Genomic DNA, 16,835 nt, shown 5'->3' with positions numbered 1-16,835 from the left:
GTTAAATTCTTGCGGCTTAACAGCCGAGATGAATCAAGATCGTGGGGCTTCACCCACACCCTACCAAGGAGGACTGCTCGTCCTATCAAAAACGTCCATGTTAAACTACCAGCTCGATATCCCTATCTCGCGCTCAAAACGGCCGTTGGCCTTAGCCCTTGGATTCTCCAAGACGCACCTAGCGAAGTTACATGCTTTAGTTACTGGTCTCATACTCCAATAAAAATTGCCTAACGGCTCAGATGGGACATCCCTGTCCCCCCGAGCCTGCGCCATCATCCATGATGTCGCCACGGCCCCACTCAAGCAACTAAGAGCTATCTACGTATTTCGACAACTTCGCAGGGGAAGGTGTATCTCTTTTATATTTGGTGTTGCTTGCAAGTCATCCAAAGCAAACAGAATTATGCCCACCGTCCTTTTATAAAATTTAACAATGGGTGGCCAGTTAAATTCTATCTTTAGTCGCTGGGAGCTCACAAAACAAGAACATTAGATAGTCAAAGTATCCTTATCATTACATAATAAGCAATGTATTAGCTCAAACATTTCATATACAACATGACAGACTTTCCGCCCAACAATACGCGAGGAAAATGTGAATATTATTTCACCGTTAATTGAAGAACTGATGCATAAAGGCGTACAGTTATCCGATAAAAGTAAACAAGCTTTGTCTGTAGCAGGTTATGAAGCAAAAGATAGACAGTATCGGTTTGTATATGATGACAATATATTAAATGGCCTTGTAAAAACCAATACTGTTTGTACTGGATTGTTTGAATCTTTCGGTATAGAACCATCAGAGATCCTAACTGATGTCTACCTTCCTCTAGCAAAGAATCTTGAGTATAGACAACCTTATGGAAAAGTAGGTGAAGTCCGATTGAAACGATTTGAAAAGCAAGGTATGCGTCAGGGCTCAACTGTTCCACATTCCTATTCTAATCAGCACAATCTTCTTGATGGACTATCAGGACATGTAACTACGTCAGATTTATTATTGATGACACTATCGAAACCTGCAGCTTACTCTGCGATGAAAAGGCAAGGCGTATCAATTAACAAGGTAAAAATGTATATCAAGTCAATTAATACACTAGAGCCTGATATAGAAAATCAAAAAATAGTTTTAGGTTTAAAAAATAATAAAATTACCGTTGATAGTTTTGATTATTCAATAGCAGCAAAATTACCGTCATCCAATGCACTAATCCCATCAATAAGATCAAATATAATTGTTACTGAAAAACAGGGGATTATTGAAGAAATAAAAGAACTGGAATGGTTGATAAATAACAGTGAAGTTAGCGAGCACGATCTACAAAAGTTTTTTGAGAGGAACCCACATTTAATATGTGGAACTGATCATATCAAAGTGCACCCTCAGCTTAGCCTAGTGCGTGAAGATCTTGGACAACTTAGACCTGATTTTTTTTTGGAACGAATTGAAGGTGGATTCTGTGATATTTTGGATATTAAATTACCAAAAGAGAAAATAGTGGTAGGTCAAGACAACCGAAGAACATTCAGTGCAGCAATCTCCTCTGCAATCGGGCAACTCAGGGAGTACCGTAACTATTTTGATGAAAAAAATAATAGGAGTGTTTTCAAAAGAGAATATGGACTTGAATCTTATAAGCCAGATATTATGGTTGTAATAGGCAGATCAAATGGCTTTAAAGATATAATTGAAAGACAATCTTTAACACAAGAATTGAGCAATTTAAAGATCATGACATACGATGATATCTTAGCTAGAGCAAAACGTCAGTTAAATATTATGTCCTAATTAAAAGAGATAGAAATGGGACGAGCATAGATTTTATTCCTTAACGTAGTTTAACGATCCAACCATTATTAAATTTTTAAAAGATGTTGCGGCCAAACGACAAAGATGGAGCAGACATAACTCTTTTGGATTTAACTGCCGACGCCAAGGCTACAGTATTTCCCCCCCCTGCGAAATTAACGCTGGGTGATAAGATGTAGCTAGCACTACACTTCGACATCCCTGACCTCGGCGGCAAAACTAAGGTAACGATCACATCTCGCCAGCAACTGCGCTTTGTAATGAGCCACAAATGATGTTTCACTCTCATCGAGGGCCGGGAGCATTGAAACCACCTCAGCTATTGCCTGCGGTATTCTTCGCGCTATTGTCGTTAAGTTACTGATTAATAAATTTCTTGGTAAACTTAAGCCATCAATAAATGCGGCCAATTGATACGCGTAAATGCTGTTTGGATCAAATTCGTCATCGATTGCCATCGCAAGCTGTTGTTCAAAATCCTCATACATAGCCACGCTGACCAAATCGTACCAAGGAGTTGGCTCCATTCCGCTTGGCGTCATAAAAAACGAATAGTTTTTACCGTGTGCATCGGCATTGCCGGTCAGTAAATTGAATAGCGCCCATTGCAACATATCCTGTTTAGCGGCCACTGGATTACGGCATTTTGCTGCGAGACTAAAGAGCCTGTTAAAACTTACCCCTTCACGAATATCTTTAACATCACGCCCTGAACCAAAATTACGTTCATATTTTTTGCTAACACTAAAACCAAGTGCTTGGCAGCTATCGACAATATGCCTTCTTAATACCCTTTGCTCATTTGGCATATAACGTCGGTCAAAGCGTTCGACACAGAGTACTTTGTAATCTCCAAAATGAACGATATCAACATTAGCCACATTCATTCCAATCGCCTTAGCTAGGCGCATCGTCATAAATTCATTGAGCACTAAATGGCAATATTTTTCGAATTTAACAATATGGGTAGATGAAAGCGCGCCTTCGGCAAATGCAAATTCTTCACCGTTATAAAACAGGTTTAATTTAGGTTGTACACCCGCTACCGACAGTCGAGGTTTGCCGTCCCAAATTTCCATCGGCCACATTGTGGGATCTTCAATTCGCTGAATAACTTCTTCAGCCTTAATTGGCCGTAATTGTGTTTCAGGCAGCAAAGTCCCTTTAGGAATAAATGCAACAGCACCTGCGGTATCCAGACCAATTGCACGGATCAAGGCAAAGGTATTTCCCTTGGAGACGCCAAGCGATTCAATTAGATAATCTAATCCTTTGTTTTCCGGTAATAAGTTAACCAAAAACATCGATATCTGACTGCTACTTCCTGTGCCATCTAAGGGAATTGTTGGGGATAGTGGGAATCCACTTTGTTGCCAGTCTTTGGTGTAATGTACGGCAAAGGTGTCGGTCGTCGTATCAAAGGATAATTCCCCGATAATTAAATCACCGAGGTGCATCTCTAACATGAGCTTTTTGGAAGTACTCATAGGTTAATACCAGCCGTTAGTTTCGGTGTCGCTGGTTTGAACCGAAACGATATCAATCCCTAGACCATCAAGGATTTTGAATACGGTTGAGATATAAACATCCTCACCTTTTTCAACTCGGATCAGCGTTTTTTTGGTTACGCCGCACAGCATGGCCGCCACGTCTTGAGTAAGAGCAGCACTTTTCCTTCGTTCTTTAATTAACAAGCCGAGGGATTGTTGATTTAGCTGTGATGCCATCATCATCTCCAAAAGTGTAACTTCATACACCTTAGCCCTAAAACCAGCCCTATTCAATATAAAAGTGTACAGAACTACACTTTTGGATTGTTGAAAATGACAAGCCATCAAAAAGTGTACAATGTTACACTTTAATAGTCATTTCAGTGCTTAAATCTCAAAAAGTGTAGGTAAGTACACCCAATACTTCCCCAAGTTGCCAGAGCAAAAAAACAAAACCCCGACACTGTTACCAGTATCGGGGTTTTCATTTTTCTCTTACAAGAATTTAGGTTTAAGCGATTAAGCTATAGACCGCAGATGTTTTTGCGCAGGATAAAACGTTCAGTACAAGGCGCTTGAGCGTAGCATACGTTGTGTGTATGTGAGCGAGCAGCAACGCCGTAATCAACGTTTTAGACCAGCAAAAATTACATCATGCCGCCCATTCCGCCCATGCCACCCATACCGCCCATATCTTGGCTAGCATTTTGTGGAATTTCAGCAACCATAGCTTCTGTAGTGATCATCAGACCTGCGATTGACGCAGCGAATTGCAATGCACAACGGGTCACTTTAGTTGGGTCAAGGATACCCATTTCTAACATATCACCGTAAGTATCATTACCGGCGTTGTAACCGAAGTTACCGCTACCGTTCTTCACTGTGTTAGCAACAACTGACGCTTCTTCACCCGCGTTAGTGGCGATTTGGCGCAGTGGCGCTTCCATTGCACGCAGTGCGATAACCACACCGTGTTTTTGGTCTTCGTTTAATACTTCAACTTCAGCGATCTTAGAAGCTACGCGAACCAGAGCAACACCGCCGCCAGGAACCACGCCTTCTTCTACCGCAGCGCGAGTTGCATGCAGAGCATCTTCAACGCGGGCTTTTTTCTCTTTCATTTCAACTTCAGTCGCTGCGCCAACTTTAATCACTGCTACGCCGCCAGCTAATTTAGCCATACGCTCTTGCAGTTTTTCTTTGTCGTAGTCAGAAGTTGATTCTTCAACTTGTTGTTTGATTTGGCTTACACGAGCAGCAATTTGTGTTTGCTCGCCGTTACCATCGATGATGGTAGTGTTGTCTTTAGTGATCACAACACGCTTAGCTGTACCTAAATCTTCCAACGTTGCTTTTTCAAGCTCTAGGCCGATTTCTTCAGCAATAACAGTACCGCCAGTCAGGATTGCTACGTCTTGCAGCATTGCCTTACGACGATCGCCAAAGCCAGGAGCTTTAACGGCAGCCACTTTCACGATACCGCGCATGTTGTTCACAACTAAAGTTGCTAATGCTTCGCCTTCAACGTCTTCAGCAACGATAAGCAATGGCTTACCGGTTTTTGCCAGACCTTCAAGGATAGGTAACAGTTCGCGAATGTTAGAGATTTTCTTGTCTACTAACAGTACGAATGGGTGGTCTAACTCAACGCTGCCGGTTTCTGGCTTGTTGATGAAGTATGGAGACAGGTAGCCACGATCAAACTGCATACCTTCTACTACGTCCAATTCGTTTTCTAACGCTTGGCCTTCTTCAACTGTGATCACGCCTTCTTTACCGACTTTTTCCATCGCAGTAGCGATGATTTCGCCGATAGATTCGTCAGAGTTTGCAGAGATAGTCGCAACTTGGGCAATCGCTTTTGAATCTGCACAAGGTTGTGATAAGGCTTTTAATTCAGCAACTGCAGCGATAACGGCTTTGTCGATACCGCGCTTCAGATCCATTGGGTTCATACCGGCTGCAACGGCTTTTAAGCCTTCAACGACAATGGCTTGAGCCAGTACAGTTGCAGTAGTAGTACCATCACCAGCGGCGTCGTTGGCTTTAGAAGCAACTTCTTTCACCATTTGCGCGCCCATGTTTTCGAATTTGTCTTCTAACTCGATTTCTTTGGCAACAGACACACCGTCTTTAGTGATCAGTGGTGAGCCGAAGCTCTTGTCTAGTACCACGTTACGGCCTTTAGGGCCTAAGGTCACTTTTACTGCGTTCGCTAGAATGTTTACGCCAGCCAGCATTCTTACGCGAGCGTCATTACCAAATACAACTTCTTTAGCTGCCATCTTGATTATCCTTTAAATTTTTAATGATTAATTGGAATGTCGAATTGATGCTGAGGATTAACCCACTACTGCCATCAGGTCAGCTTCCGACAGGATCAAAACTTCTTGTCCGTCGATTTTTTCTTTCTTAACGCCGTAACCTTCATTGAAGATCACCACGTCACCCACTTTGACATCCAGTGGTTTAACTGTGCCATTTTCTAAGATACGGCCATTGCCCACAGCAAGGATTTCACCGCGAGTTGATTTTTCAGCGGCGCTACCGGTCAGTACTATGCCACCCGCTGATGTTGATTCAACTTCTAGACGCTTAACGATTACGCGGTCATGTAATGGACGAATATTCATCTATGAACTCTCCTAATGATTTGATGCCCTACAATCGAGCCTATTTGTGATTAAAAAAACAGACACCTGAGTCTGCTCTTTTGCTGTCTGAGATATGGGGCTGATAGTGTCGAGATCCAAGGGCATTTATAAAAAAAACTTCAATTTTTTGATGTCGGTTTTTTCAAGTCCGCACAATCCTGCTAGAATCTCGCCTCCGCTCGCTAACAAGGCACTATTTTTCCATGAAAGACAGACACGGGCTGCTCACCGCGCCAATTGGTCGTGTACTGCTCAACATGAGCCTCCCCAACTTAATTGGCATTATGACCATTCTAGGTTTCAGCCTCGCTGACACTTTTTTTATCAGCCAATTGGGCACCGAAGCCTTAGCCGCCATCAGTTTTACCTTTCCGGTGACCTTAGTGATCTCGAGTATCGCCATTGGTATTGGTGCTGGAGTCTCGACCAATTTAGGCCGACTTATCGGCTCGGGTAATGCCCACAAGGCCAAAGTATTCTTGCATGATGCCTTATTACTGACCTTTGGCTTGATTGCCAGTTTAGCCGCCCTGGGTAGCATTTTTATCGAGCCACTGTTTCGCTTACTCGGGGCAAACGATGACAGCTTGCCACTGATCCACGACTATATGATTTACTGGTATGTCGGTGCGCCGCTGCTGGTGTTGTTGATGGTGGGCAATCAGGGCTTACGTTCCACCGGTGATACCCGCTCGCCTGCGATGATTATGGCGCTAGCGGCAGTCATTAACCTTATCCTCGATCCGTTATTGATCTTCGGTATTGGGCCGTTTCCGCGCTTAGAAATCCAAGGCGCCGCAATTGCGACCTTGTTCGCTTGGTTAGTGGCGTTATCTTTGTCGGGATATTTGTTGATTGTCAGGCGCAAAATGCTCGAATGGACAGTGTTTGACATCGACAGAATGCGCGCCAACTGGACTAAACTTGCCCATATCGCACAACCCGCCGCCTTGATGAATTTAATCAATCCGTTAGCCAATGCCATTATCATGGCCATGTTGGCGCATATCGACCACAGCGCAGTGGCAGCCTTTGGTGCAGGCACTCGCTTAGAGTCAGTGTTATTAATCGTGGTGATGGCGCTATCGTCGAGCTTAATGCCCTTTATCGCGCAGAACTTAGGCGCAGGCCAGCCACAGAGGGCGAAAGAAGCCCTGCTGCTATCGATAAAATTTATCTTTATCTTCCAAACCATACTTTATATTCCACTGATCTTTTTGGCTGAACCTATCGCGCACTTATTCAGTACCGATCCGCTGGTGATCGAGTGGTTGAGTTTTTACATCTTAGTGCTGCCCTGCGCCTACGGCCCTTTGGGCATAGTGATTATTGTGGCGACCTCGCTCAATGCTTACCACAGACCTATGAGTTCACTGGTGATCAACCTGTGCCGCTTAGTGCTACTTATGCTGCCACTGGCGGCTTTAGGATCCTATATAGGTGACGTTAAAGGCCTACTGCTCGCGCTACCTGTGACCAATATTTTGATGGGGATTGCCTGTTACTGGCTGGCGCAGCGGATCTGTGAACCGACAAAGGTCACGACCGCCAACGCCATTCGCGAGGGATAAACTAGCTTGATTTTTTAACGGGAAAGCGCAACACGTCGTCTGAAAACGCTCCCGTAGAGGCTTTGCAGGATCGACGTGGGCCTTGCTCGCTCATGTTGATCGGCACACCATTTGGCACTAACTCTTGCATTATGTAGTCGATAAAGCGTCGACAGGCTAAACTCACGTAACGTCTTGATGGATAAGCTAAGAAACATTCGCCTTGGTGGGGCTGGATTTCAGGTAACAGAGTCACCAACTCACCGCTTTGTACATATTCATCCACGACTTCAGCAGGCGCATACACTATGCCGCGTCCTTGCAATCCAAACTCAACCGCCACTTCAATACTGTTGGAGCAGAAATTGCCTCTGACTCTCACCTCTTGTTCTGAACCGATAAATAACTCATTAAAAATTTTGCCGTTGGATAAACGGAACATAGACACATTATGCGCTTCAATCTCTTTCGGTGTTTTAGGTGTGCCGTGTACCGCTAAATATTGCGGACTGGCGTAAAAACGTAAGTCAGTGGTAAAAATTGGCCGCACCACTAAATCTAAGGTATCCAACGCAGGCTCAACCACAAAGGCCACATCGAGATTATGTTTCACCATATCGACGGATTCTGAGCTGCTGATGACCTCTAAGGTGAGTTTAGGGTGCATATCCATAAAGCGGAAAATGGCTTGCATCAAGATTTTCATGCTATGGATGGGGAACATTTGAATGCGCAGATGCCCGCTGATCTCAGCATCATCATTGGTCATTTCGAATAGGGTTTCATCGAGCTGGGCCAGAATGTTTTGCGAGCGCTGATAGAAATGGCTACCTGCAGACGTGAGCGTCATGGAGCGGCTCTGGCGGTGGAACAATTTAATATTCAGCTCATCTTCCAAGGCTTGCAAACGCCGACTGACAGTCGATTTTGGCAAGTTAAGTAAATCAGCCGCTTCAATCAAACTACCGGTTTCAGCAATTCTGTGGAATAACGCTAAGTCCTCTGTCTTCATTTTGACCTTAAGTTCAATCTCATTATGTGGGACTGATAATCCCAAAGTATCCCGTTTATTGCAACTACTTTAGCTGGTATCTTCGCGCCCAGAAATGCTGACAACTTGTTAACTAGGAAATCGCCACCATGAAATCATATCGACTCTTGCCACTGGCTATGCTGCTTCCAGCCCTGCTCAGTGGTTGTTCGCCAGCGGAAAGTTCAGTACAAGTGGACACTGTCCGTCCGGTTAAACTGTTTGAAGTGCTCAACGTAGAAGCTGGAGATTTTAGAACCTTTCCTGCCCGCGTTGCCGCCAATAGCCGCGCCGAATTGTCGTTCCGTATTTCAGGGCAATTAACCGAACTGACATTAGTCGAAGGCCAAAGAGTCGCTCAAGGTAGCCTGCTCGCCCAGCTTGACGACAGGGATGCCAAAAATAACTTAATGACCCGTGAGGCCGAGCACGAACTGTTAGCCGCCGACTTTAAACGTAAGGTCGAGCTGCTTAATCGTAAACTGATTTCACAGTCTGAGTTTGATAGCACTCAAGCGCAGCTCAAATCGGCCAAGGCCGCCCTTGCGGCAGCGCGCGACCAACTGAGTTACACCCGCTTAACCGCGCCCTTTAGCGGCACGATTGCTAAACGTTTAGTGGATAACCACCAAATCGTGCAGGCCAATCAAGGGGTGTTAACACTGCAAAACAACAACTTGCTCGATGTGAGCATTCAAGTGCCCGAGGCGATGGCGGCGGGGTTGAAGCAATATACCGATCAAGCTCACTTTACCGCTAAGGTGCGTTTTAGCGCCTTTCCCGAGCAGAGTTTCGACGCCAAATTTAAAGAATACTCCACCCAAGTCACCCCAGGTACTCAAGCCTATGAAGTGGTGTTTTCATTGCCTCAACCCCAAGATATTCAATTACTTCCTGGGATGAGCGCCGAGTTAACCTTAGCCTTAGTTAAAGACCCAAGCACCCTTGCATCCAGTATTGTGCCCGTGACCGCCATCGATAAACGCGATCAAGATGGCCAAGTGCAAGTGTGGGTTTATCAAACCCAATCAGGTGAAGTCAAACCCACTATGGTGACCCTAGGACGCGTGAGTAACCAAGGCGTTGAGATTTTAACGGGTATCAACAAGGGCGATCTTATCGTCAGCGCTGGGGTGTCTCAATTATCCGCTGGCATGAAAGTCAAACCACTACGCTGGCAGCGTGGAGTGTAATTGATGAACATTGCAGAGTATTCGATACGCCACAAAGTCATCAGTTGGATGTTTGTGTTGCTGCTACTCGTGGGTGGCGGCGTGAGTTTTACTGGTTTGGGGCAATTAGAATTCCCCGAATTCACCATTAAAGAAGCCCTAGTGATCACGGCTTACCCCGGCGCATCACCTGAGCAAGTTGAAGAAGAAGTCACACTGCCGCTCGAAGATGCCCTGCAGCAACTCGACGCCATTAAGCATGTGACCTCGATTAACAGTGCGGGCCTGTCACAAATCCAAATTGAGATTAAAGAAAGCTACGACAAAACCACCCTGCCACAGGTGTGGGATGAAGTGCGTCGCAAGGTCAACGACACGGCGGGCAACTTGCCTCCGGGCACCACTGCGCCGCAGGTGATGGACGACTTTGGCGATGTGTATGGCATTTTATTTAATCTCTCAGGCCCCGATTACAGCAACCGCGAGTTAAGCAATTACGCCGACTATCTGCGCCGCGAACTCGTGCTAGTGCCCGGGGTGAAAAAAGTTTCAGTTGCTGGCAGCGTCACCGAGCAAGTCGTGATTGAAATCTCCCAGCAAAAACTATCGGCACTGGGATTAGATCAAAGCTATATCTATGGTTTAGTGAACAATCAAAACGTGGTCTCTAACGCGGGCAGCTTAGTGATTGGCGATAACCGTATCCGCATTCATCCCACAGGCGAATTTAGCAATGTGCAGGATCTGGCGCGCTTAATTGTCAGCCCACCGGGTAGCACTGAGCTGATTTACCTTGGCGACATTGCCAATATCGAAAAGGATTACGACGAAACCCCGAATGTGCTTTACCACAACAAGGGCGAAGCTGCGTTATCACTGGGGATTTCTTTCTCTAGTGGCGTGAACGTGGTCGAAGTTGGACAGAAGGTCAGTGACCGTTTAGCCGAGCTTGAATCCCAACGCCCAATCGGCATGAATTTAGCGACGGTTTACAACCAGAGTCAGGCGGTCGATGAGACAGTTAACGGCTTCTTAATCAACTTATTAGAATCCATTGCTATCGTGATCGCCGTGCTCCTGCTGTTTATGGGGCTGCGCTCAGGCATGTTGATGGGCCTGATCTTACTGCTGACGATTCTGGGTACCTTTATCGTGATGAAAGTGCTGGGGATTGAGCTGCAACTCATCTCCCTCGGCGCACTCATTATCGCCCTCGGCATGTTGGTTGATAACGCGATTGTGGTCACCGAAGGTATTTTGATTGGCCTGCGCCGTGGTAAAACCCGTCTCGAAGCGGCGAAGCAAATTGTGGCTCAAACCCAGTGGCCGCTATTGGGCGCGACTGTCATTGCCATTATTGCCTTTGCGCCCATTGGCTTATCGCAAAATGCCGCCGGTGAATTCTGCCGTTCTTTATTCCAAGTGTTGATGATTTCGCTGTTTATCAGCTGGATCACCGCCATCACCTTAACGCCGTTCTTCTGCCATCTGTTATTTAAGGATGCGCCGAGCGACGAAGAAGCCCAAGACCCTTACAAGGGCTGGTTCTTCAGCTTATATCGCGCAAGTTTAACCCTAGCGCTGCGCTTTAGATTGGTGAGTATTCTGCTGGTTATAGCCATGCTGTTCAGCGCTGTAGTGGGCTTTGGTCATATCAAGAATGTGTTCTTCCCTGCCTCTAACACGCCGATTTTCTTTGTAGATATCTGGATGCCAGAGGGCACGGACATTAAGGCGACCGAACGCTTTACTGCCGATATTGAGCGCCAGTTACTGCAACAGAACGAGCAAAAAGATATTGGGTTGAAACACTTAACCAGCGTTATCGGCCAAGGCTCGCAGCGTTTCGTCCTGCCCTATCAGCCAGAAAAAGGCTATCCCGCCTTTGCCCAGTTGATAGTCGAAATGCAAGATTTGGCCGCCGTTAAAGCCTATATGCCAGAGTTAGAAACCTTGTTAAATCAACGTTTCCCACAGGCACAATATCGCTTAAAAAACATGGAAAACGGCCCGTCGCCCGCCGCCAAAATTGAGGCACGCTTCTACGGCGACAATCCTGAAGTGCTGCGCGCTTTAGGCGCCCAAGCCGAGGCCATTTTCCACGCAGAACCGAGCATGGATGGCATACGTCACAACTGGCGTAATCAAGTGCCCTTGATCCGTCCACAGCTGGAAAATGCCCAAGCGCGGGAAACGGGGATCAGTAAGCAAGATCTCGACAATGCCCTATTGGTTAACTTTAGCGGTAAGCAAATTGGTCTATACCGAGAAACCAGCCACTTGTTACCCATCGTCGCCAGAGCGCCCGCCGAAGAACGTTTGCAGGCCGACAGCCTGTGGAAGTTGCAAATTTGGAGTAGCGAACACAACACCTTTGTGCCTGCCACCCAAGTGGTGAGTAGCTTTAACACTGAGTGGGAAAACCCGCTGGTGATGCGCCGAGATCGTATGCGTATGCTCGCTGTGATGGCCGATCCTAAGCTTGGCAGTGATGAAACCGCCGACTCTGTACTGCGTAAAGTGAAAGACAAGGTCGAAGCGATCAGCCTGCCCGCAGGTTATCACTTGGAATGGGGCGGTGAATTTGAAACCGCAGGCGAAGCGCAAACCGCGGTATTCAGCTCGATTCCCATGGGTTATCTGGCGATGTTTTTAATCACAGTATTCCTGTTCAACTCAGTGCGTCAGCCCTTAGTGATCTGGTTTACTGTGCCCTTGGCCCTGATTGGGGTATCTGCGGGACTCTTGTTATTCGACGCCCCTTTCAGCTTTATGGCGCTACTCGGCCTGCTGAGTTTGTCGGGTATGGTGATTAAAAACGGTATCGTCTTGGTCGATCAAATCAACCTCGAACTCAGTGAAGGCAAACCCGCTTATTTCGCCTTGGTCGACTCCTGTGTCAGCCGTGTGCGCCCCGTCATGATGGCGGCGATTACCACTATGCTCGGGATGATCCCACTGATCTCAGACGCCTTTTTCGGTTCAATGGCGATTACGATTATTTTCGGTCTCGGTTTTGCGTCACTGTTAACACTCATAGTACTGCCAGTGATGTACAGCCTAGTATTCAATATTAAAGCGACAGCGATAGGAGGTGAGTCACCTAACAAATAACACTCAACTTATAGCTCCGTAATTGATCCAAAAACGCTTCCCGGCGCGGCCGGTCAGTCACTCGTGGCTGGCTGGTCATTTCTAATACATGTCCCACCACTAGCTATTGCGATCTGTTGCGCTTATCTGACTTGCCATTTACACTTGATGGCGAGCGACAAGCTCAAGGAAGTGATTATTAAATAAGGAAGTTATATGAAGCTCATCAAGCTAGCTGTGCTGCTCGGCCTCGTTTTTATGGCGTATCAAAAATGGTATGCGGTCAAACCCCTCGAATCCCATGTATTAACTTCTGTCCCCGTAAAAGTGCACATGTTACCTAATCCCAAGGCGCTACATAAAAACTCGGGACAAGTCAGCGTTGAAACCATTACCACTCAAAAACAAGCTCAAGAACCGCTGGTATTGAGCGTTATCGCCTACAGCTCCCAGTTTGAAACTATAGATGAGGAAGACATTACTGAGCTTTCCTTCGATGACACCAACACGCTAGCGAAAAAGTTTAAAGAGATGCAGGGAACAGATGAGCTGAAATTGACGCGCGGTTATATCGAACACGGCGGGCAGCGGGGTTATGAGATCAGTATGGATATGGGTAAAGATCTTGGCACTTTAGTGCAGCATGCCTATGCCTACAATAATCACCTGCTGATTTTAACCGCCAGCTATGATGACAACGGCCAAAACCGCCGCACCGCAGAAGCCTTTCTCAACTCAGTGGAATTTTTATAACGAGTGGATGAAGTGCACCAGCGGCGCAGCTCAGAGAATTCTGAAGGCCGCTGGTATTGAAGCGAGGTTTGGGTAGAAGCTCAAACGAATAAACGCGTAAATCAAATTAGCTAAACCATAACAGACTAAGGCTTAGGATCTTTATCCTGCGCGTTACCTTGTTCTTTATTCTGATCTTTATCAGGCAGCTGATGACTCGCGGGCTTGATATCACTCGGATCGACTTTATGCTCGAAGTCGCCCTCAAACACATTACCGTCTTTCTTCACGCTATCATCAAACGGCGCTTGGCCAAATGGGTCCTGCGGCTTAGGCCCAAAGGGACTTTGGCCCGCTTGAAAGCCACCGTGCATTCCGCCCTGTAACCCCGCCACAACCCGCAACTGCATGCGCTTGAACAGCAAGGCAGCAATGGGACGACGAGTGAATGGCGTCAGCAATAACAGGCCAATGGCATCGGTTACAAAACCGGGGATCACCAGTAAAATACCCGCCATGGCTAACATCATGCCTTCGACGATTTCTTGCCCCGGCGCTTCACCGCGAGCGAGTTTTTGCTGTACTTGCATTAAGGTGCTTAAACCTTGGCTGCGAACCAAAGAGACCCCGAGCACGGCGGTAAACAGCACTAAGCCTATGGTAGTCCAAGTGCCAAGCACTTCACCCACACGGATCAGCACCGACAGCTCTATTACTGGGATCAGCACAAAGAGTAAAAATATAATGAAAAACATACCGACCTCAGGTTTATCTGACTATCTGTGTAAACTAAATGGGGACTATCCGGTCTTAATTCAAGTCAGGCTAAGCATTGCGACAGACTAAGGGGCTAATAACCTCTGATTGAGCAACGGATTTAACAACTGATATTTAGCTCACCCTTTTGTTGACGCGCTAATGTATGAGACCATTAAAACACGTAAAGTAGCCTAACTCAGTTGGCTTAAGCGAACTTTAAGATTCTTAAGAGACGATACCTAATACCATGCAGCATCAGTATTTAATGGTTAGCACTACCTGCCCCGATGAAGTACAAGCCAATACCTTGGCTCGGGCTTTAGTTGAGTCGCGTATTGCCGCTTGTGTTCATATCTCCGCCCCGATACGTTCAATTTATGCTTGGGAAGGGAAAATCTGTGAAGAACAAGAATTTAGCTTACAGATTAAATGTTTACAAAGTCGATATTCAGAGTTAGAACAACTTGTGCTTAGACTTCACCCTTATCAAGTACCAGAAATTATTGCCGTGCCTGTGACTCACGGGCTACCAGCCTACTTAGATTGGATAAAAGACAACACTCAGCCATGAAAAAACTACTCAGCCTTATTTTCACGTCTTTATTGCTCCTCACGCCCTTAGCGCACAGTGAAGGGGTTTTCGGTAACAAATTCGACTTCATGAAGAGTGAACCGGAATTGATGCCTGTCGATCAAGCATTTGCCTTCGATTTCAAGCAAGAAGGTAATCAGGTCAAACTCAATTGGGTGATTGCCGACGGTTACTACATGTACCGCGACAAGCTTAAATTCAGTGTCAATGGCGCCGAGCTAGGCACAGTGGCGCTGCCCAAAGGCAAGCCCCATGAAGATGAGTATTTTGGCGAGCAAGAAGTCTATTACACCTATGTGGATATTCCCGTTGCGCTGAAACAGGCCGATGACAATGCCACTCTGACAGTCACTTTTATGGGCTGCGCCGAAGGCAAGTTGTGTTATCCACCGACCAAACGTGACGTGGTGCTAAAAGCGATTGCCGCCAACGATGGCTTAATCGCAGGTGCCGAAGCGAGCGAATCGACCGCCGCAGCAGAGCCTGCCAGCACTGAGTCAGCCAGCATTGAACCGAGCACGGCCGATAAAGCCAATACCCAACCTATTACTCAGCAAGATACCCTGAGCCAAATGCTGTCAAACGACAGCCTGATTTGGACCTTAGTGATCTTCTTTGGTCTAGGTGTCGGTCTGGCATTAACGCCCTGCGTGTTCCCTATGTACCCGATTTTGTCTGGCATTATTGTTGGCCAAGGGCAAAAACTCTCAACCGCGAAAGCCTTTACCTTGTCTATGGCTTACGTCCAAGGTATGGCAATCACTTACTCTATCTTAGGGTTAGTGGTCGCATCGGCGGGACTGAAATACCAAGCGGCATTGCAACATCCCGCCGTGTTAGTGGTATTGGCGATTCTATTCTTTGTGCTCAGCTTATCTATGTTTGGCCTGTACGATTTGAAACTGCCATCGAGCTGGCAGGAAAAGATGAACTCAGTATCGAACAACCAAAAAGGCGGCAACTTAGTTGGCGTATTCTTGATGGGCGTGATTTCTGGCCTTGTCGCATCACCTTGTACTACCGCGCCGCTGTCGGGCGCACTCGTTTATGTGGCGCAAACCGGCGACTTACTCCAAGGCTTCTTAGCCCTGTATGTGCTCAGTATGGGCATGGGTTTACCTCTGCTGATTATCGGCACCTCGGGCGGTAAATTATTACCTAGAGCTGGCGCTTGGATGGACATCATCAAGACCGTCTTCGGCTTCCTGTTGATCGCTGTATCTATCGTCATGCTCGGCCGTATTTGGACGGGCGTGGTATCCGATGTGCTTTGGTCACTGTGGGGCGTGAGCTTCGCTGGCTACTTGATGCATCAGAACAAACTCAGTGAATTTAACTGGAAACAAACTGTCCGTTCAGTGCTATTAACTCTGGCGCTACTGGCGAGTTTCTCCTATGGATTCCAAGCTGTGATGGGCCACTTAGGTTTTAATCACAACCCCGTAGGCACTGCGGCGACAACCGAAGAAGCCCATGGCTTTAAACGGATTAAATCCATTAAAGATCTTGAGCAAGAAATCGCCGCAGCAGCCGCCCAAGGTAAGCCTGTGATGCTAGATCTCTACGCCGATTGGTGTGTTGCCTGTAAAGAGTTCGAAGCCATCACCTTTAAGGATGCTGACGTGTTAGCCCGCATGAATAAAATCGTGCTACTGCAAGCAGATGTGACTAAGAGTGATAAGGTCGATGTGGCCTTACTCGAAAAATACAATGTGCTCGGTTTGCCTACCTTGTTGATGTTTAACGAACAAGGCGAGCAAAGGGAAGATTTACGTGTGACTGGTTTTATGGGCCCTAAAGATTTTGCCGCCCATTTAGATCATCTGGTGAAATAGTCACGGTTTAGACTTAGACCACTAAAGCAATTTCACTCGCGCAGGTTTTAACCGGCGAGTGTATTTGCCGCAACACCAATAAAAAGCGGACTTTTTTCATTAAAAGTCCGCTTTT

At 46.5% G+C, this 16,835-nt stretch carries 14 protein-coding genes; 8 read left to right on the top strand and 6 right to left on the bottom strand.

The genetic code is table 11. From position 1 onward, the window contains the following. Window positions 1-223, top strand: a 223-nt coding sequence (locus Q4Q50_RS19315) for a hypothetical protein (protein ID WP_311900699.1), incomplete at its 5' end; no start/stop codon positions are given. Between the two features lie 375 nt (window positions 224-598). Further along, a complete protein-coding gene (locus Q4Q50_RS19310) occupies window positions 599-1,792 on the top strand; it encodes a Shedu anti-phage system protein SduA domain-containing protein (protein WP_311900697.1) in 1,194 nt (397 codons plus the stop codon). 206 nt (window positions 1,793-1,998) lie between these two features. Here the strand turns inward: Q4Q50_RS19310 and Q4Q50_RS19305 are convergent, their stop codons facing one another. The 4 genes from Q4Q50_RS19305 to Q4Q50_RS19290 form a co-directional block, all read right to left on the bottom strand. Next, window positions 1,999-3,300, bottom strand: a complete 1,302-nt coding sequence (locus Q4Q50_RS19305; protein WP_311900695.1) for a HipA domain-containing protein — start codon at window positions 3,298-3,300, stop codon at window positions 1,999-2,001. 3 nt (window positions 3,301-3,303) lie between these two features. Further along, on the bottom strand, window positions 3,304-3,540 hold the full coding sequence (hipB, locus tag Q4Q50_RS19300; protein ID WP_311900693.1) for a type II toxin-antitoxin system antitoxin HipB: 237 nt from the start codon (window positions 3,538-3,540) through the stop codon (window positions 3,304-3,306). Between the two features lie 410 nt (window positions 3,541-3,950). Then, window positions 3,951-5,588 carry a chaperonin GroEL gene (groL, locus tag Q4Q50_RS19295; RefSeq protein ID WP_011847850.1) on the bottom strand — a complete coding sequence of 546 codons (1,638 nt, stop codon included), beginning with the start codon at window positions 5,586-5,588 and terminating at the stop codon, window positions 3,951-3,953. 57 nt (window positions 5,589-5,645) lie between these two features. Next, window positions 5,646-5,936 carry a co-chaperone GroES gene (locus tag Q4Q50_RS19290; protein ID WP_006086113.1) on the bottom strand — a complete coding sequence of 97 codons (291 nt, stop codon included), beginning with the start codon at window positions 5,934-5,936 and terminating at the stop codon, window positions 5,646-5,648. A gap of 224 nt (window positions 5,937-6,160) precedes the next feature. Between Q4Q50_RS19290 and Q4Q50_RS19285 the strand changes: the two genes are divergently transcribed. Then, a complete protein-coding gene (locus Q4Q50_RS19285; RefSeq protein ID WP_126491142.1) occupies window positions 6,161-7,528 on the top strand; it encodes an MATE family efflux transporter in 1,368 nt (455 codons plus the stop codon). A gap of 1 nt (window position 7,529) precedes the next feature. Here Q4Q50_RS19285 and Q4Q50_RS19280 read toward each other — a convergent pair whose 3' ends face one another. Continuing rightward, window positions 7,530-8,519, bottom strand: a complete 990-nt coding sequence (locus Q4Q50_RS19280) for a LysR family transcriptional regulator (protein ID WP_012088207.1) — start codon at window positions 8,517-8,519, stop codon at window positions 7,530-7,532. A 128-nt stretch (window positions 8,520-8,647) separates the two neighbouring features. On the opposite strand from Q4Q50_RS19280, the gene Q4Q50_RS19275 reads away from it, so the two are divergent. From Q4Q50_RS19275 to Q4Q50_RS19265, 3 genes are all read left to right on the top strand, one after another. Continuing rightward, window positions 8,648-9,730: an efflux RND transporter periplasmic adaptor subunit gene (locus Q4Q50_RS19275; RefSeq protein ID WP_071938650.1), complete on the top strand. Its 1,083-nt coding sequence runs from the start codon at window positions 8,648-8,650 to the stop codon at window positions 9,728-9,730. A gap of 3 nt (window positions 9,731-9,733) precedes the next feature. Next, the gene (locus Q4Q50_RS19270; RefSeq protein WP_259213975.1) at window positions 9,734-12,823 is read left to right on the top strand and encodes an efflux RND transporter permease subunit; all 3,090 of its coding nucleotides are present in this window, start codon (window positions 9,734-9,736) and stop codon (window positions 12,821-12,823) included. 195 nt (window positions 12,824-13,018) lie between these two features. Continuing rightward, entirely contained in the window at window positions 13,019-13,555 is a 537-nt protein-coding gene (locus Q4Q50_RS19265; RefSeq protein ID WP_012088204.1) for a hypothetical protein, read from the top strand. Between the two features lie 125 nt (window positions 13,556-13,680). Here Q4Q50_RS19265 and Q4Q50_RS19260 read toward each other — a convergent pair whose 3' ends face one another. Continuing rightward, window positions 13,681-14,289: an FxsA family protein gene (locus Q4Q50_RS19260; protein WP_259541724.1), complete on the bottom strand. Its 609-nt coding sequence runs from the start codon at window positions 14,287-14,289 to the stop codon at window positions 13,681-13,683. A gap of 251 nt (window positions 14,290-14,540) precedes the next feature. On the opposite strand from Q4Q50_RS19260, the gene cutA reads away from it, so the two are divergent. Then, window positions 14,541-14,864, top strand: coding sequence for a divalent-cation tolerance protein CutA (cutA, locus tag Q4Q50_RS19255; protein ID WP_012088202.1), 324 nt, complete (start codon window positions 14,541-14,543; stop codon window positions 14,862-14,864). Continuing rightward, window positions 14,861-16,720 carry a protein-disulfide reductase DsbD gene (locus Q4Q50_RS19250; protein ID WP_311900688.1) on the top strand — a complete coding sequence of 620 codons (1,860 nt, stop codon included), beginning with the start codon at window positions 14,861-14,863 and terminating at the stop codon, window positions 16,718-16,720. The genes cutA and Q4Q50_RS19250 overlap by 4 nt, the downstream gene beginning before the upstream one ends. Window positions 16,721-16,835 lie beyond the last annotated feature (115 nt).

It is taken from the genome of Shewanella scandinavica (genome assembly GCF_031932065.1).
GTDB classification, from domain to species: Bacteria; Pseudomonadota; Gammaproteobacteria; order Enterobacterales; family Shewanellaceae; genus Shewanella; species Shewanella baltica.
Note: the sequence above shows the minus strand (reverse complement) of the source record. Positions and strands in the feature narration are given on the sequence as shown.